Source organism: Flagellimonas aurea (genome assembly GCF_017313785.1).
Taxonomy (GTDB): Bacteria; Bacteroidota; Bacteroidia; order Flavobacteriales; family Flavobacteriaceae; genus Flagellimonas; species Flagellimonas aurea.
Genome location: NZ_JAFLNL010000001.1, coordinates 364,299 through 389,219, shown reverse-complemented (window position 1 = coordinate 389,219; position 24,921 = coordinate 364,299). Strand labels below are relative to the sequence as shown.

Annotated in this window: 25 protein-coding genes; 17 read left to right on the top strand and 8 right to left on the bottom strand. The window is 41.7% G+C overall.

Going from position 1 to position 24,921, the window contains the following annotated elements; all coding sequences use genetic code 11:
• Positions 1-300 precede the first annotated feature (300 nt).
• A complete protein-coding gene (locus J0656_RS01720; protein ID WP_207031069.1) occupies positions 301-528 on the top strand; it encodes a hypothetical protein in 228 nt (75 codons plus the stop codon).
• A gap of 485 nt (positions 529-1,013) precedes the next feature.
• On the opposite strand, the gene J0656_RS01715 is transcribed toward J0656_RS01720, so the two are convergent.
• The gene (locus tag J0656_RS01715) at positions 1,014-1,367 is read right to left on the bottom strand and encodes a winged helix-turn-helix transcriptional regulator (RefSeq protein ID WP_207031068.1); all 354 of its coding nucleotides are present in this window, start codon (positions 1,365-1,367) and stop codon (positions 1,014-1,016) included.
• Positions 1,368-1,492: 125 nt separating this feature from the next.
• Between J0656_RS01715 and J0656_RS01710 the strand changes: the two genes are divergently transcribed.
• The 6 genes from J0656_RS01710 to J0656_RS01685 all read left to right on the top strand — a co-directional run bounded on the left by J0656_RS01710 (position 1,493) and on the right by J0656_RS01685 (position 6,082).
• On the top strand, positions 1,493-2,284 hold the full coding sequence (locus J0656_RS01710; protein WP_207031066.1) for an SDR family oxidoreductase: 792 nt from the start codon (positions 1,493-1,495) through the stop codon (positions 2,282-2,284).
• A gap of 26 nt (positions 2,285-2,310) precedes the next feature.
• Positions 2,311-2,625, top strand: coding sequence for a nuclear transport factor 2 family protein (locus J0656_RS01705; RefSeq protein WP_207031064.1), 315 nt, complete (start codon positions 2,311-2,313; stop codon positions 2,623-2,625).
• An 85-nt stretch (positions 2,626-2,710) separates the two neighbouring features.
• Positions 2,711-3,535 (top strand): helix-turn-helix domain-containing protein, encoded by an 825-nt coding sequence (locus tag J0656_RS01700; RefSeq protein WP_207031062.1) that lies wholly within the window; start codon positions 2,711-2,713, stop codon positions 3,533-3,535.
• A 218-nt stretch (positions 3,536-3,753) separates the two neighbouring features.
• Positions 3,754-4,575, top strand: coding sequence for an alpha/beta fold hydrolase (locus J0656_RS01695; protein WP_207031060.1), 822 nt, complete (start codon positions 3,754-3,756; stop codon positions 4,573-4,575).
• A 100-nt stretch (positions 4,576-4,675) separates the two neighbouring features.
• On the top strand, positions 4,676-5,581 hold the full coding sequence (locus J0656_RS01690) for an alpha/beta fold hydrolase (protein ID WP_207031058.1): 906 nt from the start codon (positions 4,676-4,678) through the stop codon (positions 5,579-5,581).
• A 24-nt stretch (positions 5,582-5,605) separates the two neighbouring features.
• A complete protein-coding gene (locus J0656_RS01685) occupies positions 5,606-6,082 on the top strand; it encodes a Dps family protein (RefSeq protein WP_207031057.1) in 477 nt (158 codons plus the stop codon).
• Positions 6,083-6,450: 368 nt separating this feature from the next.
• On the opposite strand, the gene J0656_RS01680 is transcribed toward J0656_RS01685, so the two are convergent.
• Positions 6,451-6,825 carry a hypothetical protein gene (locus tag J0656_RS01680; RefSeq protein ID WP_207031055.1) on the bottom strand — a complete coding sequence of 125 codons (375 nt, stop codon included), beginning with the start codon at positions 6,823-6,825 and terminating at the stop codon, positions 6,451-6,453.
• A gap of 861 nt (positions 6,826-7,686) precedes the next feature.
• On the opposite strand from J0656_RS01680, the gene J0656_RS01675 reads away from it, so the two are divergent.
• From J0656_RS01675 to J0656_RS01665, 3 genes are read left to right on the top strand one after another with little or no spacing between them, the layout of a single operon-like run.
• A complete protein-coding gene (locus J0656_RS01675) occupies positions 7,687-10,716 on the top strand; it encodes a SusC/RagA family TonB-linked outer membrane protein (RefSeq protein ID WP_207031053.1) in 3,030 nt (1,009 codons plus the stop codon).
• A 10-nt stretch (positions 10,717-10,726) separates the two neighbouring features.
• Positions 10,727-12,124 carry a RagB/SusD family nutrient uptake outer membrane protein gene (locus J0656_RS01670; RefSeq protein ID WP_207031051.1) on the top strand — a complete coding sequence of 466 codons (1,398 nt, stop codon included), beginning with the start codon at positions 10,727-10,729 and terminating at the stop codon, positions 12,122-12,124.
• Positions 12,111-14,411, top strand: a complete 2,301-nt coding sequence (locus J0656_RS01665; RefSeq protein ID WP_207031049.1) for a zinc-dependent metalloprotease — start codon at positions 12,111-12,113, stop codon at positions 14,409-14,411. Before J0656_RS01670 ends, J0656_RS01665 begins: the two co-directional genes overlap by 14 nt.
• Positions 14,412-14,479: 68 nt before the next feature.
• On the opposite strand, the gene J0656_RS01660 is transcribed toward J0656_RS01665, so the two are convergent.
• The 5 genes from J0656_RS01660 to J0656_RS01640 all read right to left on the bottom strand — a co-directional run bounded on the left by J0656_RS01660 (position 14,480) and on the right by J0656_RS01640 (position 17,795).
• A complete protein-coding gene (locus J0656_RS01660; protein ID WP_262897050.1) occupies positions 14,480-14,731 on the bottom strand; it encodes a DUF6520 family protein in 252 nt (83 codons plus the stop codon).
• Positions 14,732-14,795: 64 nt separating this feature from the next.
• The gene (locus tag J0656_RS01655; RefSeq protein WP_207031045.1) at positions 14,796-15,896 is read right to left on the bottom strand and encodes a hypothetical protein; all 1,101 of its coding nucleotides are present in this window, start codon (positions 15,894-15,896) and stop codon (positions 14,796-14,798) included.
• On the bottom strand, positions 15,893-16,345 hold the full coding sequence (locus J0656_RS01650) for a MauE/DoxX family redox-associated membrane protein (protein ID WP_207031043.1): 453 nt from the start codon (positions 16,343-16,345) through the stop codon (positions 15,893-15,895). The genes J0656_RS01655 and J0656_RS01650 overlap by 4 nt, the downstream gene beginning before the upstream one ends.
• A 76-nt stretch (positions 16,346-16,421) precedes the next feature.
• Positions 16,422-17,384: a helix-turn-helix domain-containing protein gene (locus tag J0656_RS01645; protein WP_207031041.1), complete on the bottom strand. Its 963-nt coding sequence runs from the start codon at positions 17,382-17,384 to the stop codon at positions 16,422-16,424.
• 21 nt (positions 17,385-17,405) lie between these two features.
• Entirely contained in the window at positions 17,406-17,795 is a 390-nt protein-coding gene (locus J0656_RS01640) for a DUF7793 family protein (protein WP_207031039.1), read from the bottom strand.
• A gap of 244 nt (positions 17,796-18,039) precedes the next feature.
• On the opposite strand from J0656_RS01640, the gene J0656_RS20060 reads away from it, so the two are divergent.
• The 3 genes from J0656_RS20060 (at position 18,040) to J0656_RS01630 (ending at position 19,925) form a co-directional block, all read left to right on the top strand.
• Positions 18,040-18,252 carry a hypothetical protein gene (locus tag J0656_RS20060; RefSeq protein ID WP_237688813.1) on the top strand — a complete coding sequence of 71 codons (213 nt, stop codon included), beginning with the start codon at positions 18,040-18,042 and terminating at the stop codon, positions 18,250-18,252.
• Positions 18,218-18,364, top strand: coding sequence for an RteC domain-containing protein (locus J0656_RS20405; protein WP_417946234.1), 147 nt, complete (start codon positions 18,218-18,220; stop codon positions 18,362-18,364). Before J0656_RS20060 ends, J0656_RS20405 begins: the two co-directional genes overlap by 35 nt.
• Before the next feature lie 352 nt (positions 18,365-18,716).
• Complete coding sequence (locus J0656_RS01630) at positions 18,717-19,925, top strand: esterase (RefSeq protein WP_207031036.1); 1,209 nt, start codon at positions 18,717-18,719, stop codon at positions 19,923-19,925.
• Positions 19,926-20,048: 123 nt separating this feature from the next.
• Here the strand turns inward: J0656_RS01630 and J0656_RS01625 are convergent, their stop codons facing one another.
• Complete coding sequence (locus tag J0656_RS01625; RefSeq protein WP_207031034.1) at positions 20,049-21,230, bottom strand: TlpA family protein disulfide reductase; 1,182 nt, start codon at positions 21,228-21,230, stop codon at positions 20,049-20,051.
• A 218-nt stretch (positions 21,231-21,448) separates the two neighbouring features.
• On the opposite strand from J0656_RS01625, the gene J0656_RS01620 reads away from it, so the two are divergent.
• The 4 genes from J0656_RS01620 to J0656_RS01605 all read left to right on the top strand — a co-directional run bounded on the left by J0656_RS01620 (position 21,449) and on the right by J0656_RS01605 (position 24,897).
• A complete protein-coding gene (locus J0656_RS01620; protein ID WP_207031033.1) occupies positions 21,449-22,540 on the top strand; it encodes a sensor histidine kinase in 1,092 nt (363 codons plus the stop codon).
• Between the two features lie 5 nt (positions 22,541-22,545).
• Complete coding sequence (locus J0656_RS01615; protein ID WP_207031032.1) at positions 22,546-23,871, top strand: sigma-54-dependent transcriptional regulator; 1,326 nt, start codon at positions 22,546-22,548, stop codon at positions 23,869-23,871.
• A 206-nt stretch (positions 23,872-24,077) separates the two neighbouring features.
• Positions 24,078-24,494 (top strand): GreA/GreB family elongation factor, encoded by a 417-nt coding sequence (locus J0656_RS01610; protein WP_207031031.1) that lies wholly within the window; start codon positions 24,078-24,080, stop codon positions 24,492-24,494.
• A 43-nt stretch (positions 24,495-24,537) separates the two neighbouring features.
• Entirely contained in the window at positions 24,538-24,897 is a 360-nt protein-coding gene (locus J0656_RS01605; RefSeq protein WP_207031030.1) for a hypothetical protein, read from the top strand.
• The last annotated feature ends 24 nt before the right edge of the window (positions 24,898-24,921 follow it).

Sequence of the window (24,921 nt, the reverse complement as noted above, 5' to 3'; positions counted from 1 at the left end):
ATAACCTTAAAGTTTCAGATATTGGTAAACTGTCGTTACGGGTTATAAGTGGTTTTAGGAATTGTGGAGAAAAAACGCTTTTAGAAATTAAAGAATTGTGCGCCAAAGCAGGAGTTGAATTAAAACAGGAACATACCAATCGGAAATATTTCTGTTGGCAAGACTTTAAATGCACATGACGTTCTTCAACCAATGGCATGAACCATTCACTTTTAAAGATTCTTTAGCGCAAGTGGTTCAAAACCATAAATTCATGGTTCCCAGAGTGTTCCATGGACGAGAATAAGAGATGCTAAAAAAGTGGATGCAAAGCTTGTATCGGAAGATATGCTCAAAGAGGTTTCCATTCAAAAGCTCCGGTTGCGTTTTATGATGGAAATGAAAAAAGCTCAGTACTTTCCATTGATACAGAAACCGCAGCTCGGCCATGGAATCGCTACGCTTACCCATCTATCGAACGAAATGGAAAAGGTCAAAGATAAGGCCCCAAATATAGCCCACTCCCGGCAACTGACCCTGGTTAAATGAATTCGTTTTTCTGGTTACTGGACGATAGGCTGCTATGTTTTGGAAAAGCTTGGGAATCTTGGTAAGAGGAGGAACCCGTCCATCGGAATGGATATCTAATACTGAAACTAAAGGATGGTGATGCTCTTGTAAATGAATAGCCTTTAGTTTGAAAAGGTACCATAGAATCAAGCAGAGGAATGTGTTCTTAGATCTAAGATGCCCTATTAAGTTCCCATTTAAAGGCTTTAATGGCAACTTAGCCCCTGAAAAGACTTGCCATACCAAAAAAGAAACAACCCTACCACCATCCTCACATCTAAAAGAAAAAGATGTATGAGACACACAGGATTGCCATACTTGCTCCTTTTCATCTTGTTGTTCATTATTGGGTGTGATTCCGATGATGGTTCCGAAATGGCATTGACAGCAAACTCTTTTGTGGCCCAAAAGGACGACAATCTATGGGAAGGCATTGTAGCCTTACCCTTTTTAGGTATCTACATTCAAGGATTTTTCAAAATCAAAGATCGAAGTCGTTCTTCGTTTTCATCACCCCATTGACCCAAAACAGAAATAACAGGAATAAGTGTTTTTCCAAAATCGGTCAGCGAATATTCCACTTTTGGAGGAACGACGGGATAGATTTTTTTTGTGACCAATTCGTGGCCTTCCAATTCTTTCAATTGAATATTCAAAACCCTTCGGGAGGCATCGGGGATTTTACGTTGTAGTTGGCTTGGGCGTTGATGGCCTTGATTGATGAACCACAACAAACGGATTTTCCATTTTCCATAAAGTACTTCCCCAATGAGATCGAGACCACAATTCAGGTTCAATGGAATTTTTCTTTCATACATATTTCAAAAATAATTCAATGTCCCAAAATGCACAATAGGGGATAAAATTATCCCTATGCAATTCTATTTTCCGTACTTGTTTATACTGTTTATATACTGGAATTTTGACCTAAAAATAGATATACATGGAACAATTTAATTTCAACAACGAGTTATCAGGAAAAACAGCCTTGGTAACGGGCGGTACAAAAGGAGCCGGGAAAGCCATCGCTGAACGTTTATTATCCGCAGGTGCAAAGGTGATCGTGACCGCACGTAACGCTCCCGAAACAGCGAATAATAACCTTCAATTTATAGCGGCCGATTTAAGCAACCCAGCGGGCACCCAAAAAGTAATAACTGATATACTTCGACAATTTGGGGGACTGGACATTTTGGTCAATAACATGGGTGGTTCGGAAACCAAAGGTGGTGGTTATTCCGTTTTGAGCGATGTAGACTGGGAGGAAACACTTCAAACCAATTTGTTGGCACCCGTACGTTTGGACAGGGGCTTCTTACCTCAAATGATCGAACAAAAAAGTGGTGTCATAATCCATATTGCGTCTATTCAAGCCAAGTTGCCATTGTATGATTCTACTTTGCCCTATGCAGCCGCAAAAGCCGCTTTAGTCAATTACAGCAAAAGTTTGTCAAACGAAGTTTCGCCAAAAGGAGTAAGGGTCTTAACGGTCTCACCAGGTTGGATCATGACTTCTTCTTCTGAAAAAATGATGGAACGCATTGCAGAAAGTTCAAACATTACAATAGAAGAAGCTAAACAGAGCGTAATGGATGCACTGGGCGGAATACCCATTGGCAGACCTGCACAGCCTATAGAAATTGCGGAATTGGTCGGATTTTTAGTTTCGCCCAGGGCCAACTATTTGACAGGAACAGAATTTGTTATCGATGGCGGAACCATTCCGACCATTTAAATTCAATAATCATTAAAATAAACAAAATGAACTTACCAAAAGTAATATCGGATTTAGTTAAAGCGCAAGATAACTTTGACAGCACAAGGTATGCCAATTGTTTTACCGAAACAGCTGTAGTCTTTGACGAAGGGAGGACATACAACGGGAAAAGGGAAATAAAGAATTGGATTGAAAAAGCCAACAAAGAATATCAAGTGAGAATGAAACCGCTTGGATATTCGGAAGGCGAAAAAACTTTGAAGGCCGAAATTTCAGGTAGCTTTCCTGGTAGTCCGGTTATATTGACCTATCAATATGAATTCAAAAACGACTTAATCCAATCCCTTAAGATTGTCTAATAAAATAAAATTCATTACCTATTAATTATTTTGAAAGTAAATTAGGACCCAACACATATAATTGGATTCTAACAAAAGTTGAAAGATGCTAAAAGAATTTTCATTTAAACAATTTGGCAATTTAGAATTTAGCAAGTCGGCTTTACAAGAAAGGTCTCTTACTTCAATAGAGGACCATATCAAAATTTTATTCATTCCCAAGAGAGCAATCATCCAAGTGGATTTTCAGGAATTTAAGTTGGATACGGATACGCTATTATTTATCAATCCAAAAGTGGTATTAAAGCCATGCGAAACTGTGGCCGGACAATTAATACATTTTAATAGGGATTTTTATTGTATTCAAATTCACGACCAGGAAGTGGCCTGTGATGGCATTCTGTACAACAATGTTTTTGAAATACCTTTCATAGCGCTTAATGAAGATCAATCCCAAGATGTTCAAAAAATAATCCACGACATCCAATCGGAAATGGAAGATGAGGATGGCAGTACAGAAGAAATGCTTCGTACGCTATTAAAATTTCTGATATTAAAGTCGATACGAATTTGGAAGCAGCAGCATCAGTTGGCAGATATCAGTCAAGATGCCGATGTTCAATTTTTGAGAAACTTCAGCAAGTTGGTTGAGCAACATTATAAAACGCATCACCGAGTTGCCGATTATGCCGAATTGCTATTTGTGACGCCCAAAAACCTAAGTAAGAAAATAGGACTAATAAGTAAAAGTTCACCAAACGAGATCATTAAGAATCGAATTATTCTTGAAAGCAAACGACTTTTAGTTCATACCACAATGACGGTCAAAGAAATAGCTTACAGCCTCAATTATGAAGACGATGCCTATTTTAATCGCTTCTTCACAAAACACACCGGTTTATCCCCAGTTTCCTTTAGAAGTCAATTCTAATAGTGACCACATAGGAAATACTAAAAAGCACGGGTTTGTTCCTGTGCTTTTTTTATCGAAAAAGGCTTCCTGAACAAATTTTATTGGTTGAAATGCACCCGTTGTTTAAAGAAAGGGGAAAAAGTGCAATTCAAGAAGGAATAAGTCCAATGTTTACCTTTTTCATTAGCCGCAACTTTGCTGTATCAAAATAATAGTAATCAATAAATCTAAAAATTATGAACAAGTTTACAGTTAAAGACGGAACAGAAATTTATTTCAAAGATTTGGGAACAGGACAACCTATTTTCTTTCACCATGGATGGCCATTATCATCAGATGATTGGGATGCCCAAATGATGTTTTTTCTAGAAAAAGGCTATAGGGTAATAGCACACGACAGACGTGGTCACGGGCGTTCAACCCAGACATTCACAGGAAATGACATGAATACGTATGCTGCCGATGTAGCGGAACTAGTAGAGTTCTTAGACCTTAAGAACGTCATTCATATAGGTCATTCAACAGGTGGCGGTGAAGCTATTAGATATGCCGCACAACATGGTAAGGGCCGAGTTGCAAAAGTTGTCCTGATCAGTGCCATTACCCCTTATATGATTGCTGATGAAAACAATCCAAACGGTGTGGCATTGGCTGTTTTTGATGACATTCGTTACAATACACAACACAACAGGGCCCAATTTTACCAAGACATCACCATCCCTTTCTTTGGATATAACCGTGAAGGTGTGGAAATTAAAAAAGGAGTTCAGGATAATTGGTTTAGACAGGGAATGATGGGTGGTATTAAAGCCCAGTACGATTGTATCGAAGTATTTTCTGAAACGGATTTTACAGAAGATTTAAAAAGTGTCACGGTTCCTGTCCTTGTATTACATGGCGATGATGACCAAATTGTACCATATGAGACTACTGCGGTAAAGGCTGCTGAATTGCTGCAAAATGGAAAATTGATTATCTACCCAGGTTTCTCCCACGGTATGCCAACCACTGAAGCGGCTACGATCAACAAAGACATTCTTGAATTCATTAACGTTTAAAAAGGAAAGGGCCATCCAAAGCGAAAAGTGCCTGAATACTGGGCCTTTTCGCTTCAAATTACGCCATCACTCAAATAATAACATTCAAAATAACACTAAAATGAAAAAATCAATTATAGCAATCTTAATGTTAGTCTCTCTTTTCACTAACAGCCTTATGGCACAAAGCAAAAGAACAGCAGCTTCCGCGGGCAGGGCGGAATACATCGAAGTGGAAAAAGGAGTAAAACTTCATGTAACCGATCTGGGGGAAGGACAACCGATCGTTTTGATTCATGGATGGCCACTAAGTGATGCCATGTACGAGTACCAATACCAATATTTAAGCCGTAAAGGGTTCCGGGTAATCGGTATTACTTTGAGAGGTTTTGGAAAATCGGACAAGCCTTATGGACGATATGACTTTGATGTATTCTCAGATGACATTAAAGTAGTTCTTGACAAACTAAAAATTGAAAATGCCACATTGGGCGGATTTTCAATGGGAGGAGCGGTAGTGCTGCATTATGTTACAAAATATGATGCTGCGCACGCGGGTAAACTGGCCCTTTTTGGTGCTGCTGCACCTTCATGGAAGCAAAGAGAGGGATCACCATACGGTATTTCAGAGGAGGATGCGAACGGATTGATAACACAAACCATGACAGCAAGGGAGGATTTGATTGCTGGACTTGGAAGTGCGTTTGTGGCCAAAGAGGGCAATATATCCAAAAATGTAAAAAAATGGTTGGAGAACATCAATTTGGAAGCATCCCCATATGCGGTCACGGAATCGATCAGTGCTTTAAAAGACCTTGATTTGAGACCTGAGCTTTCAAAGATCAACATTCCCACAGCCATATTCCAAGGCACCCAGGACAAACTATGCCCATTTGAGTTTGCCGTGGAACTCAATAAGGGCATCAAAGATTCCTATTTGGTGAAGTTTGAGAACAGCGGTCATGCCCTGTTCGTGGAAGAGGCGGAGAAGTTCAACCAAGAGCTGGAAAAATTCGCTCTTAAATAAAAAATAACCTCAACAAATATAAAAATGGACAATAGAAATAATATCGGACTAGATAAAAACAAGGCAAAGTACTTAGCTGAAAAATTGAATGAACTTTTGGCAAACTATTCAATTTTCTATCAAAATGCTCGTGGCCATCATTGGAACATAAAAGGTGAGAAATTCTTTGAACTACATTTAAAATTCGAAGAATTATACAATGGCCTACTTTTGAAAATGGATGAAGTTGCAGAACGAATTTTAACTTTAGGACACTCGCCAAAGCATAATTATGCAGATTATCGGGTAACTTCTAAAATCAAGGAAAGCGTACAAGTTAGTGATGGAATGACAGCAGTCGAAGACATTTTAGCTTCTTTACAAACAATAATTGTACTTCAGCGAGAATTACTTAAATTATCCTCGGATGCTGATGATGAAGGAACAAATGCACTAATGAGTGATTATATTAGGGAACAAGAAAAATTAGTTTGGATGTATTCTTCATTTCTGAACAAATAAACCGGAAAGATTCCTAAAAACAGATATAATTATTATTTTTAAAATTAGATAAGCACATAAAAAATGTGTTCAAAAGTTGTTTTTTGCTTTCCGTGTTCTTATCGGGAATACCCTTAAGATTAAGGTGTTAAATAATTGATTTCTAAATTTATAAAAATTGGATGTGGTTTCTGCCACCCCAAAGGGGCGACGCTAGATTCGAAGAGATTCGATGTCAGGATTCGTTCTTTAAGGGTGATGTCCATTTTTTCCTATGCTTTCACAATATTTAGTGTTATATATAAGATCTTTTTAAAAATCTTACCTGAAATGTTAAAAAGGGAATTGTGTATCAATAAGGCAGGCCGCAATTCAAAAGGCTCCTTCTGCTATCCAGCAGTTTCCCCTTCTTTTGGTAGAAGTTTGGAGATATCCCTTTTGGTATGGTTTTTTATTGCTTCACGGACCGCAACCTTCACTACTGTCTCATATTCAGTACTTGTAATATCAGCGGTATTTAGTATATCTTCCAATGTTAACTTCCTAGGATCGTGATATCGATTAATCATTGTTTCATAGCTTATGCCCAACGCAAAAGGCATTCCGGTAGCATAAGCACCGGAAACCTCTTTCATCGATTGCACATCCCCGGTCGCAAAGCGAGACTTAAGATTTCTAAGAGATTCTAGCAGAGTATATGGATTTACTCTTTTCTCGAACTTGGCTGAGTTTTTTTCTTCTGATTTATCTGTTTTTTTAGCCATAATAGCATGATTGATTTCTTAAAATTCAATCTAAGATCACTCTATGCTGTTGACAATCAATCAAATATCACATATAATGTGATATAAATCAGAATATCTATAATATTTATAAGAAAAAATAAAATATTATTACTAATATTGTATGTGAAAATCTATTTATAATTGATATATAACAAACTATATCTTGAATAGATTCGAAAATCAGGTATTAACAAAGAGTCTCGACTGCGAATTCCGACAATTTGTAAATCAGAGCGAGACGGTAGGTTAATGCCCAAGGTGATATTTTGTGTACATTCGTACCGCTATAGCACCGAGGGCCCTATCGTAATTCCGTTTCTGATAGGCGTCGGAACCTTGCGGTGCGGTTGATAGGGCCCTGCTATAGTTTTAGGGCTCTATATACTAAAAGAGACTCGTTTTCAATTAATCGATATGAAAACGAGTTTTTTATTTTGCACAACCATCATCCATGGCATTGGCTTCTTTTCTGATGGGCCTTCGGTTGCTGAACGGTTATACCCAATCAAACCAAAGAGTCCCATTTAATCCTTAAGGCTATATATGGGATGCACGCTACACTTTTTTCCGGTTCAAACTATCTTTTTGTCCCATATTGAACAGATACACTTTTTGGGCAACCGGCCCTATCACGAAATCATACTTTTTTAGTTAAGGAACCCTAGTTCCAGGTACGATTACTGCTTGGACAGGGTGGCCTATGCCCGAACCTTGATGCCTTTTTGGGAGTTACGTCTTTGCCGTGACTTTTGGGGCTGTGTACATGATGACCTATGGATAGTCCATTGTCCTTTGGTATTGTAATGACAACTGACATTTTAATCAAACGAACTCAACAAAATGAAACAATTATCAATATGTATGCGAAGGGTCTCCCTACTCATGCTCCTTTATATCTTTTTAATGCCCTTTTGTGCCTTATATATGCAGGCGGGCACAGTCTTGGAACCGCCACAGGCCACCGTTTTCGGTACCGTCACCGATACTTCGGGGATTCCCCTGGCCGGGGTGAACCTTGTGGTGGAATCCAAGAATATTGGGGCCATTTCCAATTTGGACGGGTCCTTTACCATTAATGCAGGCCCTGATGATGTGCTGATTTTTTCCATAGTCGGTTTCGAGACCCTTACCGTTCCCATATCGGGTAGGGAAGAAATTCTTGTTGCCTTGGAGGAGGAAGTGACCCAGTTGGGTGAAGTAGTCCTCAATGCGGGCTATTACACGGTCTCCGAACGGGAACGAACCGGGAGCATCATCAAGGTGCAATCCGTCGAGCTTGAAAAACAGCCCATTTCCAACCCATTGGCAGGACTTCAAGGAAGGGCTGCCGGAGTTGAAATTGTCCAGACCTCTGGGGTCACGGGATCGAAATTCGATATTCGGATAAGAGGAAGGAACAGTATCCGTTCCGATGGCAATGAACCCCTTTATATCGTTGATGGGGTTCCCTTTTCCTCATCAAGCTTAGGGGAACAACAGTCTTCCTCCAGCGTTATTACCGGAGGGGCCATCAGTCCATTGAACAACCTGAACCCTTCCGATATTGAAAGCATCGAGATATTAAAGGATGCCGATGCCACTGCTATATATGGTTCCCGGGGCGCCAATGGTGTGGTGCTGATAACCACTAAAAAGGGAAAGGCAGGCAAAACCGTCTTTGAACTCAATATATTGACAGGAATGGGAAGTGTTTCCAATACCTTGGACCTGTTGCACACACCAGACTATCTGGCCATGCGTAGGGAGGCCTATGCCAATGATGGTATCGAACCGCTGCCCTCCAACGTCTATGATATCAATGGCACTTGGGATGAAAACAGGTATACCGATTGGCAAAAAGCATTGTTCGGTCAAACCTCCTATCTGACCAATGTACAAGGTTCTGTGTCGGGGGGAAGTGAGCGGACACGGTTTTTGGTCAGTGGAAACTATCATAGACAAAGCAATGTCTACTATGGGGGCTATGCCAACGACAAGGTTTCCGTTTTGGCCAATCTCAACCATACCTCAAAAAATGATAGGCTCTCCCTTCAACTCTCCACGGGATATACCTCCAACACGAACAATCTCCCGGCAACAGGGCTGGTCTTAACGGCAACCGGCCTTGCCCCCAATGCCCCTGAACTGGTCAATGAGGACGGGTCGCTCAATTGGGCGGATTCAACTTGGAGCAATCCCCTACGTCATTTGGAAGGATTCTATGAGTCCAATTCGACCAACCTTATCAGTAATATGAACCTTAAGTATAGCCTTTTTGATGATTTGATCTTGACCACCAATCTGGGCTATACGGAAAGCCATGTCAAGGAGTTGAAGACGATTCCTTCCACCATATATGATCCGGCATATGGGGTAGGTCCGGAATATTCCAGTGCCATTCACAATGTATCCCAACGCACTTCCTGGATCGTGGAGCCCCAATTGCATTTTAGCCATGACTTTGGAAATACCCGATTGGAAGTATTGGCAGGGCTGACCTTTCAAGAGCAAACGGATAATCGCTTGTCGCAGAATGGACAAGGCTTTACCAGTAACAGCCTGATAGAAAACCTGGCCGCCGCCTCAACTATCATCCCGTTACAGGATGTGGAAGAGGTCTACAGATACAACGCATTGTTCGGCAGGGTAAACATCAACCATCAGGGAAAGTATATCTTGAACGCTACGGGCAGAAGGGACGGCTCCAGTCGATTTGGGCCGAACAAAAGATTTGCAAATTTTGGTGCACTGGGAGCGGCATGGGTATTCTCCGAGGAAGGGTTTATATCCGAAACATTGCCCCAGTTGAGCCTTGGAAAGATAAGGGCAAGTTATGGGACTTCAGGGAACGACCAAATCGGGAACTATCAATATTTGGACACCTACTCCTATGGTAGTACACAGTATCAGAATATGGTGGGACTGTATCCGACACGACTGTTCAATCCCGATTTTGGGTGGGAGTCCAACAGGAAGTTTGAAATTGGCTTAGATCTTGGTTTCTACAATGACCGCATTGTTTTCGGCGGCAACTATTATAAGAACCGTTCTTCCAATCAATTGGTGGGAATCCCCTTGCCCGGAACCACTGGTTTTGGGTCCATACAAGGGAACTTGGATGCCACCGTGGAAAATACGGGCTGGGAATTGCTGCTCAACACAGTGAACCTTGATAGCAAAAATCTACGCTGGTCCACTTCACTGAACATTACAATTCCCAAGAACAAGTTGGTGTCCTTTCCCGATTTGGAAGGTTCGACCTATGCGAATCAATTGGTGATCGGTGAACCGTTGAACATTGTAAAGTTGTATCAGTTCAATGGTGTCGACCCTGAGACAGGACTCTATCAGTTTGAGGACTTCAATGGAGATGGTATAATTTCATCCCCTGATGACAGGCAAGTGGTCAAGGACCTTGGACCAAAATTTTTTGGTGGATTTGCCAATCAAGTTTCCTATAAAAAATTCCATTTGGACATACTGCTGCAGTTTACCCAACAGGAGGGATACAATTACCGGTATTCAACCGGTATACCCGGAGGAATGACCAATCAACCCACTGAGGTATTGGAACGTTGGCAAACGGTCGGAGATCAATCTTTTATACAACGATTTTCCTCCGGACGGGATTCGGAGGCCAGGACGGCACATTCGCTGTATTCCAATAGTGATGCCTCGGTATCGGATGCCTCCTATATACGTTTGAAGACCCTATCCATTTCTTATGAATTGGCCAATAGGGATAAGCATGGGTTTGGCTGTGAGCTTTTTCTAAGGGGACAGAACCTTTGGACATGGACTAAGTATAAGGGGTTGGATCCTGAGACACAGTCCATGTCAAGCCCTCCCGTCTTACGAATGATCAGTCTAGGAACCCAATTAAAATTTTAAAAATAACACCATGAAATCAGTTATAGGAACAATTCAATTTATGGGAAAAATACCTTTGTGGTCTTTTTGCATTTTGATTATGATAATCACTTCCTGCGAGGATTTTACCGAAGTCGATCCTCCCAACAATCAATTGACGGGCTTAGTGGTTTTTGAAGATGCTTCCACTGTGGATGCTGCCTTTGCACATATATACAGTGAATTGCGAAATTCTGCCTTTACCAGTGGAACGACCTCAGGGTTGACCTATTTATTAGGGCACTATACGGACGAGCTTAATCTATACAACCCCAGTTTCCAATCCATCGAAGTCTATGAAGAAAATAATGTGCTTCCCACGGATGGCTATGTACAGGGCTTTTGGAATTCAGGATACACCCTGATCCATGCATCAAATAGTATTTTGGAAGGAGTCAGTGCCTCTACGGCCCTTTCATTGGAGGATAAGCAACGCTTTTTGGGCGAGGCTCATTTTCTAAGGGCCTTCATCCACTTTTACTTGACCAATCTGTTCGGGGACATCCCCTATGTGGAAAGTACGGACTATAGGGTGAACAGTACCATGGGCCGTATGGAAGCTGCTATGGTTTATCAAAAGATCATTGATGATTTGATACAGGCCAAATCGAACATGCCCATGGATTCCGGGACCAAATTCCGTCCGAACCATTGGGTTGCATCAGCACTTTTGGCCAGGGTCTACCTTTATCAAGGCAATTGGGCTGGGGCGTTGGAGGAAGCACAAAGGGTTGTCGAAAATGGAGGGTATCAATTGAGTGCGGATGTAGCACAAGTGTTTTTAATCGATAGTGAGGAAACGTTGTGGCAATTGGATTCAGGGATCGATGGGGTCAATACAGAGGAGGCCTTTACCTTTATTTTTACCGATGGACCACCACCCTATTCCGCCCTGAGCAATCAGTTGGTGGACAGTTTTGAGGCGGGGGATGCACGCTCGACAAATTGGGTCGGTTCTGTTTCGGATGGTACCGAGATATGGTACTACCCCTATAAGTACAAAGTAAATACCAATACGGCCACCACGGAGGAGTGCTCCATTCTTTTTCGTTTGGCAGAACTCCATTTGATTGCAGCCGAGGCCGCCGTACAATCAGGGGATATGGAATTGGCCATGGAATATATCAATATGCTACGGGAAAGGGCAGGTCTCTCCATGATCTCATCGACGGATCGAGCCAGCTTATTGGATGCCATTCAGAGGGAACGACAGGTGGAGCTCTTTACGGAACAGGGCCATCGTTTTTTCGACTTAAAGCGAACAGGAAGAATAGATGGGACACTTGCCCCAATAAAGCCCAATTGGCAGCATACGGATGCACTATTGCCCATACCGGAATCAGAATTATTGCTCAACCCCAACCTAGAGCCCCAGAATGAAGGATATTGATAGAAATACAAACGGATTGTTGTTTAACAAGGTAAAACAGGTACTTGTAATATATAACAGGAATGTTTTGTTTTCTGTGATTGTTTGGCTAGTGGTCTGTCCCATCATGGGGCAGACCGATTCCAAACTAAGGGGACATTTAGAAGGAGAGCGACTTATAATGACCTTGGACGAAAACACACTGGGAAAACCGATGCTATTAGTCAAGCATGGGGCATCGGACCAATACCAGGTCAGATGGTCCAAGAAAGCTGACTACCTAGTATTGGAGGCTCCTCCAGTATATTCCCTTGCCGGGGTGCTGATTCCACAAGGAGCGAATGGAACAACCCCAATTTTGGGACGGTTTCCGATAGAATCCAGTATACGCCAAAAGGGCTACCTACAAGTGGATTTGACCGATTTTGTCCTTCTGGCCTCGATTTCGTGGCAGGGCAACGGTCAAGAATCAGTGGATAGACAACGATCCTATGTTGATGGAGTGTATAATTTGGACAAGGAAGTGGTCATCAGTACAAAAAGAACAATACTAAAAAATGGTAAGCGCATCAGCACAGTGGCGGATTTCAGTTTTTATTTGTTGCCCGAGCCCATGAAGCCCAGATTGTTTGACCATCGTATGGGCTTTTTTGGTGAATACATAACGGATGTCCTGAACCATAATCCAAAGCCTGCAGTAGCGAGTATCATGCGTTGGCGTTTGGAAAAGAAAGACAAAACCCAAAAGTTGAGTGAGCCTGAAAGACCCATTGTCTTCTATTTGGATAGGGCCATCCCCGAAAAATGGAAACCCTATATACGTGCTGGTATATTGGAATGGGAGCCGGCCTTTGAAGCCGCTGGTTTCAAGAATGCTTTGGTTATTAAGGAGCTAGGTTCAAAGGATACCCTCATTCCTGATAATGCTATGGCTCGATCGATGATACGATGGAATATGGATGAAGGCGTACGAAAGGAGCGGCGATCCAGCTCCACCGTACACCAAATCACGGATTTTCGGACAGGAGAGATTCTCAAAGCCGATATTATTCTGGCAGGCACTTTTGCCTATTTGGTGGATCAGTATTTCATCCGTTGTGCGCCTTTGGACCCCAGGGCCCGACAATACCTGGTACCAGATAGCCTTAAGGGGGAACTATTACAATATATCACCGCTCATGAAGCCGGTCATGCCTTTGGTATCAAGGATGCCAATTTTGGAGAGTACGCCTATCCTATTGAAAAAACAAGGGATAGGGATTGGCTCAAGACCATGGGACATACCCCGAGTATTATGGGTTATGCACGCCACAATTATGTGGTCCAGCCCGAGGATAGAATCCCCCCTTCATTGCTTATCCAAAAAGTAGGTCCCATGGATCAATACCACATTCAATGGGGATACCGGGAAATTCAAAATGTTCGGCGGTCGAGCGATGAACTTCCCATACTGGAACACTTGGTACGGCAACAGGACAGTGTACCCTGGTACCGATATAATCTCAATCAATATGAAAGGGTCGGACCAGGGACCCTAAATAATGTGATGGACAATGACGATCCTATTGAAAGTACGCGTTTGGGCCTGAAGAATATGGAACGAGTGATGAAAATACTGGATGAAATGTACCGCAGTGGAAAAATGGACAGGTCAGTTCTGGAAAGAAGGTTTACAGCGACATTGGAACTATGGTATGGGGAGATGCAACATGTTTTGAGCTTGGTTGGCGGTTATTCGATTCAGTACAGGTCCCTTGGACAACAAGGGAGAGTGTACAACCCCATTGATAGGGAGGACCAAGAGCAAGCATTGTCTTTTTTTATAGAACATGTGATTAACCCACCACATTGGTTGACACATCCCAATTTCCTTATTGGTAATCGGTTTTCCACTCATCCAGATGAATTGATGGATTACCAACAAAAGCTTGTACTGAAACTGTTCGGACCGCACCGAATGAAACGATTGGAGTGGATGGAGGAAGCCCTGGGTTTTAGGGATTTGACCGAACAGGTTTTAATAGGTTTTCAAACAACGCTTTTCCAAACAAAAGGTATCAACGACCGTCGACGTCAGGAGCTACAAAAAGGATTTATAGCCTTATTGGTCAAGGTAATCGGGGAAGGGATGGGCCACTCGGACAAACTGGGCAACTTTGGATATTCTGAACAGGCCAAGGGACTTTTTATGAAAGCGTATACCACGTTGAAAACTGATTTGGAACTTTCCCTGGAAAGTGATTCATTTTCCCGCAATGCAGGTCATTTAAGACATTGTCTCCTGATAATGGAGCAAGCGTTCCCCTAGATTTTTGAATTAGTCAAAGAAAAGGAGCCATTATCGGCTCCTTTTCCCATTCTAACTATGAAAACAAACTATTGCCTGTACAGTGGCGTGTCACAAACAGTACCATTTTTGGCGAATATATATTCACCGGTTTCATAGGTACATTCCTGTGTACCTTGCAGGGTACAGCTATCTTCAACTTCCTGGCATGGGGCCGGGCTATTGATGTAATTTTGGACAAAAGATTCATCTACTGTATCGTTTGTCGTAAAGGCGCTGGCTGCGACAGCAAGTACTACAGCCAACCCTGGAATCAGAAATTTTGTTTTACTAAACTTCATAATGATAACATTTAAATTAATACTATGATCTACTCTCTTTTACGGGTTTTCGATCGCATTCCCGTTACTGGCCAGTAATATTTTCTTGTTCCCCATAGGGAGTGTGGTCCACAAACCCTTCCCTAAAATTGTAGACAGAGAGTGCATTGTCAATCAAGGCCACTAGACGGCCATCATTTACACTGAACCCATGGACCTTTTCCTTTCCCATATGATAGAGGTAGAAGCTATATCTATAGGTAGCATCACTCCAGTTATAAACATCGATGATGGAAGCGACCTTTAGAATTTCCCGATTCTCATTTTTACCGAGTCTATCCGATGCTATGAACATAAAGTTTTTGTACATGGTCGCCTTGGTATTGACCACGAGGGGTGGCGATTTCATTTTGGATGTTTTGGATCGATCGAGTTGGGCAATCTCAATTCGGGCTTTTTTGACGGTGTCAATCGTCTGTTGTCGTTTCAAGGTTTTTAACCGAGAATCCATGGTCATGAACTGGTTACGATAGAAGTAAACATATCCCAATCTGGTTTTATCAGGGGTCGTTAGCATGATGCCATCGACATCGAAAACTCCATCAATCTGTCTTTGTAGAATCTCAGGATGCAGCTCAACAGAGAAATGATCCCTTTTTTCAAGGAGGCCCAATGTGACCGTTCTTGTATCGTTTTGCATGGTTTTTATGTAAATCCTGTTACTGTCGAGAACCAAGGATTTCGTAAAATATGCTTCGTTACGCATCCAGGGCCCAGCCACCCAGTTGTTGGTCGAACCACGGAATATATAAGGAATCGAACCGTCCAACACAAAGAAAAAAGGCGGTTGTACTTGAACATGGACGTTTTTAAAAGGAAGGTCCGTATTCGACAATTTTAATTTAACATGTGCCGTATCCCTTGTGGCCAGATTGATTTTCAAGAGGTGGAGGGGGGCTGTGGAATTACCAAGGTATACCATATCTTTCCCAAGACCTGCGACATAATAGGAATTGAACCCTAGGTCTATGTCATATTCCTTGATGACAGGATGTGGAGGGAATCTTCGAATGAAAGCATTGTTGCGGTGCACCTGTTCTTCTGAAGAAAGGAACAGGATTACCATAAGGCCGATGCTCATTACAATGGTTCCCAGTAGTTTTATGTAAACATTGTTCAACATCATATTGAGATTGGTTTACGGGTTGAATAGTTTGTCAATTGTAGGATGGCAATAATGGAAAGCACCCAAAAGAACAGATTAAATACAATGTGCTCCGTCCATCCTAAATCTTCCAGAACTCCCCCACAGGAGCAAGGGATGTAGTCACTGAAGTTCAGCACCAATATGATATAGGTTGTGAACATGGTCATCAGGCCCAATGTCATAAAAAGAGCCTTATATCGGGTGGATTTCATTGATAATAGTATGGCCAGCATATATTCAGCAAGTGGAACAAGCCATGCCACCCAATTTGCGTATGCTGTCAATATTGGAGATTGCCCCAATTGTACCCTGAACTGTTCAAAGTCCATCAGTTTGCTTGTGGCCGCATAGACAAAAAGCAAAACATATAGGAAGCATATCAGCTCTACGATGACCCCCTTAGCTTTTATGTTTTTTACACTGTACATTGTAACTATCTGATTTACAATGTAAAATTAAGGAGTGTGATGGATCCCTAAGGGATTATTTTGGCTCTGAGAAGGATTATTTTGACGATTTTCTCAATGCTGTGGGACTATATCCATACTTTTTTTTGAACTCTCGGGCTAAATGGTTACCCTTTTTAAATCCTACCATTTTTGCGATGGAACCGATGGTCTTATTGGAGTGTTCTATCAAAACATGGGCTCTTCTGAGTCGCTCATTTTTTTGATATTGAAAGGGAGTCATAGCATATAATTCCTTGAACCCCCTCTTGAATTTGTATTCGTTGGTCCAGCATAATTGGGCAAGGGTTTTTATTGATGGCAAGGGTTCGTCCAAATTGTCCAGAATATAATCCTTTACCCTTCTTAGGTTATCAAAGTCGACCATATTGAGGAGAGGCTCTTCTTTGTCCATCTTTTTAGATAGAAGTTTATGATCCTGCAGTTGTAGCTCTACCTTCTTTTTTATCTTTCTTTCCTTAATTCCTTTATTTTGGACCATATCAAAACTGGTTATGATGGTTCTTTCTTTATTATTTGTATTATTCAGAAAACGAATGATATGGCAATGAGCAGGTAGCTCCAACCCCGATTGTTCCATAAAGGTCAGGTTTACGGTCATTTCCGAAATAGAGGAACGGTTCAATTCCTTCAATAATTTTTTCCATCCTTTTCGGGAATCATTGGTCAATAGATTAATGAATGGAGTATCAAGCAAGGCCGTTTTATCATATCCTAGCAATTCTTCCACTTTATAGTTCGTTTTTATTATCTGGCCACTATCGTTGATTTCAAAGAACATTTGAACGACTAAGTGGTAGGAATTGTGAAGGTTGACGAATGCTTGGTGCCTAAAGGCATCCTTTATTTCTTCGCTGGCACTGTTGGTCAAAAAGGTCAAAGCTTCCAAGATATCATCATTGTCCGACCGATTGATCTGATACGAGAAATTCCCATTGGAGATTTTGACCAATTGGGAGAAAATGTCTTCCAGTCTTTTTTTGTTTTCCGGTCGGTCCATGATTAAAATTTTATATTGATACTATTTAGATTTTGCGCTTAAGAGATTGTGAACAATAAACCGCTCAGCTTCTTTTATATCCTCGAACACTTGAGTTGACACAGTCGATATTTTGGTAATGATAAATTTGGAGAATGCCTGCTCCAAAGGGGTGGTTGCAACTAGCACGAGACATTTGATCAATCCTGTCCCCTCATTTGCCAAGTATCGCCAAGCATCCTTGTCCACATTTTTAAGACCTTTCAAACTGCACAAAATGTGATAGGGCTTTCCTTGTTGTAACCTTATTCTTTGTGCGACGACTTTTTTTGCACCAGAAAGATCTATATACGCTTGTTCTTTCCAAATGAAGAATAGTATATCCTTTTCTATCCACATGGTCGCAATTTCGGTTTCCACAAATCTTTTCATGCCCTTCCAGTTTCAAAATGGTCTTTTAAAGTAAAAAATTTTAAAACGAATAATTAACAAGAAAAATCTGATTTTTAACAGAGTTGGCTCTAAAATGTAAAAAAGTGGATCTGTAAAGGATTTTTTTGACCCGAACAAGCTTGTGAAATACAACACCCCATTGATTTTGATTAGTTTAAAACAGTTTTGTTTGAATGATAAAAATGGATGTTGGCATAGCTTTATGATTAAAATTTAGTTCAATTTGAGTTTAATTCCACTCTTTGTAGGGGAAACCACAAGAGTTCATAAAAACCAAAGACCAGGTCTATGTCCAACCTATGAAAGTTACAAATGGCTCACGGGGTACTTTTTAAAGATTATGGACATGAAATATCAAAAACTGCTGTCGGAATTTGAAGGCCAATTGGATCAACTGGATCATGGCGGAGAAGCCATTTCCTTCGAAGGAGGATGAAATCTATTTCTTCAAACATGTCAAGCCCCAGATCTTTAGTAAACTGATATATTACATCAAGTTGTTCAATATTGAGAGCAAACGTCCACTCAGGTTCAGATCATCAGGGTAATCCAGTAATTGATAAAACTCTTTATTTGTCCTTGGGATGCAATTGTTCTACCTTTCCGTTGAGTTGTGGCCTTCTCGGCTTTATGTATCGGCATACCGGATAACTTCCATAGGATAGTTTTTCTTTTTTTGAACCCATTGACTTTTAAAGTAATTTCAGACCCCTTCAGAAATAGCTTCATTTTTTTATCCCAAACCTTTATTGTAACAGAATGTTACAATAAAAAAATTACCATATCTTAGTGATATCATTCACAGGGATGATTTGATTTTTACTAGGCTGACCGTAACGGATGTAAGTAAAAATCAACCCAATAACAATAACACATAAACAACAACTAAACAAAATCAGGATGAAAAAAACAGTAAACAAACTAGGTAGGTTCCGCATTCAATTGATGTTGGTAATCTTGACCCTGCCATTAGCGGCCATTGGTCAAGAAGTAGGTTCCATGGAGCGACTGGTCTCTCCCGAAATTGCCGATGATAACACGGTAACGTTTAGAATTAAGGCGCCCAAGGCGGAAAAGGTGGTCTTATCCGGCAATTGGATGCCAATGGTAGGCGAGGGAATGGCCATGACCCGAAAGACCGTAGCGCTGACCAAAGGTGAAAACGGTGTCTGGTCCACCACGGTCGGACCGTTGGAGCCAGAACTTTATGGCTACACTTTTGTCGTAGATGACGTCAATACGTTGGATACCGCCAATTTGATGGTTGCCCGTGACGGCACATTCCGAACAGAAAACGTGTTGTACATTCCTGGGAAAGCCTCCGAACTTTATTGGGCCAAAACAGGGTCCAAAGGCACAGTTCACCAAGTTTGGTACGAGTCCCCGACCTTGGATCTAACCCGTAGAATGTATGTGTACACACCACCGGGGTATGCCGACAGCAACGAGAACTACCCTGTTCTGTACCTATTGCACGGTGGAGGTGGAGACGAAGAGGCATGGCCAACCCTTGGGGTTGCCAACCATATCTTGGACAATTTGATCAACTCAGGAAAAGCCAAACCTATGATCGTAGTGATGACCAATGGCAACCCGGACCAGGCCGCGGCTTTGACGGTAAGTCCTAAGTTGGAACCTTCAACGCAACCCGCAGGAGGCATGGCCAATATGATGTTCGAAAAAAGTTTGGTCAACGATGTGATCCCGTATATAGAATCACACTATAAAGTAAAGCCCAATAAAGAAAACCGTGCTTTGACGGGATTGAGTATGGGCGGCTTACAGACCATGAACACCACTTTTGAAAACCCTGAGCTGTTCGATTACATTGGTGTCATGAGCATGGGCTTTGCTGATCTCAGTCGTTTTGGAATCGAGGTCGATCATTCTAAAAGAGGAGAACAGATTGAAGCTTTAAAAGCTGCTGACCCCGAGCTGTATTGGATTGCATGTGGTACGGATGATTTCTTGTACCAAAGTGTCGTGGATATGCGAAATGAGCTGGACAAACACGATTTTGACTACACCTATCGTGAAAGTACCGGCGGACATACATGGTCCAACTGGAGAATCTATCTGTCGGAATTCGCACCGATGTTGTTTAAATAAATCGATTCACACCGAAAGGAATCTTTAAAAATTTAGAACCCTTCCAAGTCATAGAATTGGAAGGGTTTTTTCGTATGCGGCAATACAAAAGGGGATTACATCCGTAATTGCGTAAATCACATGTTACTCTAGATTTAATGAGTTGCTTAAAACACTGGAAACCTTTTTTTCATTATAACCTGCCTCGTTATAAATTACTCCCCCCTTTTTGTCAATAATTACAATCGTCGGTCCAGCCTGAACATTTAAAGATTTAGCTAACGGACCACCCATGTACAAACTGGGATAAAGCATATTGATCTTTGTTTTATAAGTTTTAAGTGAGTGGAGGGATGCTTCTTGCTCTCTGAACTCGACGCCGAATATCTTTAATCCTTTATTCCCATACTTCATATGGAGCATATTGATGGATGGAACGGCCTTGATACATGGCCCGCAATTCCTAAACCAAAACTCTAACATAACGACCTGGCCCTTAAAGCCAAAGGGCTTAATCAGATCATCACTGGCCATATCCGGTAGTTCAAGGTTTTTTACTGCGGCTGTATTGGCAGAATTCTCATTATCACCTTTGTCATTGTCGTGAGTTTGGAAAAACTCCGTTAATGAAACGCGTTTGTAATCAGGTAGTTCATTGCCTTCCCAGAACTCCTTTGGCTTTACATAATCAAATCTATAATTATAAAACGTCCGGGTAATATGGCCTGTGCTTCCATTTTCCATTTTCATTCGTTTGGGCAACAGATGGTCCTTATATATGTGTAAAACATACTTGCTGTCCTCATAATCCTCCTTCTGTGTTATTTTTCGCCTTTCCCAATCAAACCAACCATTGTGTATGGTTATTTTAAATTCATGATCATCGTTTGAAACCTTGTTGTCAATGAGCTCCATGGTAGTGGAATGGTTTGTCAACACCTCTGCCAAAAAGTTCCTTATGGGTACAAACGTTAATAAAAGCGGATTGTTGACAAGGGGTTTTTCGTTGACCATAACAAGCTTTTTCTTTTTAGAGCTTAGTAGCTGTCTTTTGCCATCGTACAATAATTTATCCTCATCATTTCCCAAATAATACCTTGGTGTTTTTAAAAGAGACCCTGATTTCAAATCAAAATAAATAAAATCCTCATGTGTGAGGTAGGTTACATTGCTCTCTTCCGCTTCCTTTTGTGAATCATAGGCAACGCTCTGGAGCTCCAACATTCGCTCAAGGCTTTTTTCCAAAATTTTGGTATCCTGTTCAGGGCTTTGTGAAAAGGAAAAGTGATGGAACAGGATGCAGAAGAATACAATCTTTAATTTCATAGGAACAAATTTTCCATCCTTTTGGAGGAGGATGGTTTTTATAATCATCAAGTAGGGGGAATTTGTAGCTGAACGGTTCTTAAGTTAGCAATAAGGATTTGATTGCGAGTGGTTTTGGGAATAAATTAGGAAGTAATAGGAGTCGGATTGTGCTAACTTTTTTATACCTGGGCCAAATGCTTTCAAGAATTCACTAATTTGCCACAAAGGAGGAAAATATGCTCACTGCCGAACAAAAGCTAAAGGAACGTATCAAGGAACTTACCTGTTTGTACGAGGTAACTTCCCTCATTGTAAACTGTGATTACGATGATATGGAAACCGCATTGCTCGGCATTGTACAGTGTTTGCAGCGTGCTTGGCAGTTTAATGAGGACACTTATGTGCTCTTGTCCAACTCTGATTATTTTATAAAGACGGAGGAGAAAGGAGAAGACTACGTGTTTTTGGAGTCGTTCATCACCGTGTTCAATAAACCCAGGGGTGAAATCAAAGTGGGGTATCCCTCCCCCAAGTACCAACTCAAGGATTTTTTGGAGGAAGAACAGCAACTGTTGGACAATGTGTGCCTAAAAGTGGGCAATCTGTTGGAGCGGAAGGAAATCAAGGAAAAGGAAGAGCATATACGCCGACAAGTGGAACAATCCGATCGGCTGCGTATCCTGGGAGAGATCACAGCCGGAATCGCCCATGAGCTCAATACGCCACTGGCCAATATTCTTGGTTTCACCGAGTTGTTGAAGGAGCGCGTCAGCAATGACCCACAAGCGTCCAAAGATTTGGACAAGATCATCACCAACACCATATTTTCTCGCGAAGTGGTCAAAAAGCTGATGTTCTTTGCCTGCGAAATGCCCGAAACACGGGAAGTCATCAATGTGGTAGAGGTAATAGAGGAAGCCATCAACATGTTACGGACCACGTTGCGCCAAAATGAGGTAGCCTGCGAATTTCAACATTCCCAGGACACCATCGAACTTCGTATCGATAAAATCCAGCTGACCCAAGTGGTCTTCAATCTTATTGTGAACGCCATCTATTTTGCGCCGCCCAAAAGCGTTATTTCCGTTTCTTTGATGATGGAAAAAGACCATGTCATTTTAAAAATTGCCGACCAAGGCCCTGGCATACCGGAAGCATCCAAAGCACATATTTTCGACCCCTTTTTTACTACCAAACCCGTGGGCGAGGGATCGGGATTGGGACTTAGTGTAGTGCACGGCATTGTACAGAGTCACCAAGGGAGTATTGCAGTTAGGCCAAATACCCCAACAGGAACTATCTTTACATTAAAATTCCCAAAAAAGTAAGCGCCTTGTTGAAAAAGGAGAACATATTGCTGGTTGATGACGACATCGATATTTTGGAGCTGCTACAACGGCATTTAAAATCGATGGACTATCACACGTACAAGGCCATTTCGGTAAAGGAGGCATTATACATTTTAAAGGATACTGAAATAGACCTGTTGGTGACCGATATCAATATGCCTGATATTGATGGGCTGCAATTGGTGAAATATGTGGCCGAACATTTTCCAAATATGCCGAAGTTGGTGGTGACCGGTTTTCCTTCCGTTGAAGATGCCTCCAGCGTAATCGAACATGGGGCGACCGATTATTTGACCAAACCTTTTACAAAGGCCGAACTCGAAATGGCCGTAAAAAAAGCCTTGGCGCATAAGGAAGCAAAGGAAACCTTTAAAACACCAACGGTAAACCCCATCCCCAGCAATGGCTATGCCGATATGATCGGGACTTCCGAAGCGTTCCAAAAAGTTACCGAGATCATAGATCGGGTAAAGGACAACAGGGCCACGGTTTTGGTGCGTGGAGAGAGCGGCACGGGAAAAGAACTAGTGGCACGGGCCATCCATTATTCGGGCAAATTCGCACGGGCGCCTTTTATAGCTGTGAACTGTGGGGCCATACCCGAGAATTTGTTGGAAGCCGAACTTTTCGGTTACACCAAAGGTGCTTTTACGGGCGCGAACGAAAACCGTAATGGATTTTTCCAAGCGGCGCACAAGGGCACTATTTTTTTGGATGAAATTGGAAATGCCAGCCTGCCGGTTCAAAATCGATTATTGAGGGTGCTTCAAGAAAAAGAAGTGACCAAGATCGGTTCGCAAAAACCTGAAAAATTGGATGTTCGGGTCATTGCTGCAACCAATAGCGACTTGAATGAGCTGATCCAAAAGAAAACCTTTCGTGAAGACCTTTTTTACCGTCTTTCCGTGGTTACCGTAGAGGTGCCACCGCTCAGGGAACGTATTTCCGATATTACTTTGTTGGTCGATAAATTTATGCAGAAGTACGGCATTGAGTACAAAGATCGTTTTGTCCGCATTACCGAGGATGCTCTTGATGTTCTGGAACGATATTCATGGCCAGGGAATATCCGGGAACTGGAAAATGTGGTGCAGCGCGCCGTGATCATGTGCGATGGCAAGATTACATTGGAACACCTTCCCGATGAATTAAAGTATAAAATCGACTTTCCCGATAAGGGTTTTAAAACGCTTCAGGAAAAAGAAAGGGAATATATTCAGGAGGTTCTTCTATCCGTTCAGGGCAACAAGACCAAGGCCGCCGAAATTTTGGGGATCAACCGAAAAACACTTCGCGAAAAACTCAAATAATCGCTGGGGCATTCTGCCCCGGCCGGGTAAAAATTACCCGCACCGACTTCTTTTATTTAATATGATTTTATTTATAGTTGATTGATAATCAATTAAATAAAATTAAAATCCACTCGTAACATATCCAAATGGCACAGGCTTTGCCCTTTACTGTACAAAATGCTGGGATGCTATTTTTTTGGTATCCCGTCCGTTAAGAAATGAAAATGAAATACGGAAGCCTGATCATGGAGAAAAAGGATTATCTAACGCTTAAAAGAATATTGAACTTCCATAGGTTCTATGAGGATTATGCCCATAAGGATGCCTTGGAACAGTTGGGCGAGAGAATAGACGGGGCTTTGGTAGAGGATGAGTCGGACATGCCGGACGATGTGGTTCGTTTGAACTCAAGGGTCACGGTGGAATTTGCACCAGGGGCCCAACAAACGTTCCAGTTGGTTCCCTCTACACGGGGAGACCTCAAGAAAGGCAAGGTCTCCGTGGTGAGCACTTTTGGGGCGAGCTTGGTAGGACTTGCGGAGGGGGATCAAATACAGTTTGGTTTTCCCACAGATGTACAATCATTTAAAATAACCGGTGTAGAGCAGTCACACCAATTATTGTCCAGTTTTGACTTTTAAGAAAATAGTGAAAACAATTATAAACCCTAAATATTAAATAGTTATGAGAATTATAGTTTTAGCAATTCTGTTCGTGGTAGCGACCACAAATATCAATGCACAAAGTGCAAACCCACAAGAGATCAAGGTTGGTGACGTCCTGGAAATTGGTCGTCCAGATGCACCCCAATTTCAACATATTGATTTTCCAAGGGCAAACTTCATCATAAAAAAAGGAGGGATCGCCAACTATAAAAGAGTAGTGGGGAACAAAGTGGTAGTGACCGACATCAAAGAGAAAAAAGATGGAACCGTTGTTGTAAAGATTAAAAAGACGGATGGAAAAAGGTTTTTTAACAGTCACCCAGTGGTTAAAGCTGATTTAAAGAATGCACTCGAGTCTGGCGAGTTGAGTGTACTGTAGTAGTTGATTGATGATATCCGCCCG

Bases quoted from the DNA above. Each gene is read 5' to 3' on its own strand.
- J0656_RS01620 (WP_207031033.1), top strand. From the start codon at position 21,449: ATGCTCACTGCCGAACAAAAGCTAAAGGAACGTATCAAGGAACTTACC.
- J0656_RS01685 (WP_207031057.1), top strand. From the start codon at position 5,606: ATGGACAATAGAAATAATATCGGACTAGATAAAAACAAGGCAAAGTAC.
- J0656_RS01630 (WP_207031036.1), top strand. From the start codon at position 18,717: ATGAAAAAAACAGTAAACAAACTAGGTAGGTTCCGCATTCAATTGATG.
- J0656_RS01655 (WP_207031045.1), bottom strand. From the start codon at position 15,896: ATGATGTTGAACAATGTTTACATAAAACTACTGGGAACCATTGTAATG.
- J0656_RS01700 (WP_207031062.1), top strand. From the start codon at position 2,711: ATGCTAAAAGAATTTTCATTTAAACAATTTGGCAATTTAGAATTTAGC.
- J0656_RS01705 (WP_207031064.1), top strand. From the start codon at position 2,311: ATGAACTTACCAAAAGTAATATCGGATTTAGTTAAAGCGCAAGATAAC.
- J0656_RS01660 (WP_262897050.1), bottom strand. From the start codon at position 14,731: ATGAAGTTTAGTAAAACAAAATTTCTGATTCCAGGGTTGGCTGTAGTA.
- J0656_RS01625 (WP_207031034.1), bottom strand. From the start codon at position 21,230: ATGAAATTAAAGATTGTATTCTTCTGCATCCTGTTCCATCACTTTTCC.
- J0656_RS01610 (WP_207031031.1), top strand. From the start codon at position 24,078: ATGAAATACGGAAGCCTGATCATGGAGAAAAAGGATTATCTAACGCTT.
- J0656_RS01710 (WP_207031066.1), top strand. From the start codon at position 1,493: ATGGAACAATTTAATTTCAACAACGAGTTATCAGGAAAAACAGCCTTG.
- J0656_RS01715 (WP_207031068.1), bottom strand. From the start codon at position 1,367: ATGTATGAAAGAAAAATTCCATTGAACCTGAATTGTGGTCTCGATCTC.
- J0656_RS01650 (WP_207031043.1), bottom strand. From the start codon at position 16,345: ATGTACAGTGTAAAAAACATAAAAGCTAAGGGGGTCATCGTAGAGCTG.
- J0656_RS20405 (WP_417946234.1), top strand. From the start codon at position 18,218: ATGGCGGAGAAGCCATTTCCTTCGAAGGAGGATGAAATCTATTTCTTC.
- J0656_RS01665 (WP_207031049.1), top strand. From the start codon at position 12,111: ATGAAGGATATTGATAGAAATACAAACGGATTGTTGTTTAACAAGGTA.
- J0656_RS01675 (WP_207031053.1), top strand. From the start codon at position 7,687: ATGAAACAATTATCAATATGTATGCGAAGGGTCTCCCTACTCATGCTC.
- J0656_RS01695 (WP_207031060.1), top strand. From the start codon at position 3,754: ATGAACAAGTTTACAGTTAAAGACGGAACAGAAATTTATTTCAAAGAT.
- J0656_RS01645 (WP_207031041.1), bottom strand. From the start codon at position 17,384: ATGGACCGACCGGAAAACAAAAAAAGACTGGAAGACATTTTCTCCCAA.
- J0656_RS01605 (WP_207031030.1), top strand. From the start codon at position 24,538: ATGAGAATTATAGTTTTAGCAATTCTGTTCGTGGTAGCGACCACAAAT.
- J0656_RS01680 (WP_207031055.1), bottom strand. From the start codon at position 6,825: ATGGCTAAAAAAACAGATAAATCAGAAGAAAAAAACTCAGCCAAGTTC.
- J0656_RS01640 (WP_207031039.1), bottom strand. From the start codon at position 17,795: ATGAAAAGATTTGTGGAAACCGAAATTGCGACCATGTGGATAGAAAAG.
- J0656_RS01690 (WP_207031058.1), top strand. From the start codon at position 4,676: ATGAAAAAATCAATTATAGCAATCTTAATGTTAGTCTCTCTTTTCACT.
- J0656_RS01670 (WP_207031051.1), top strand. From the start codon at position 10,727: ATGAAATCAGTTATAGGAACAATTCAATTTATGGGAAAAATACCTTTG.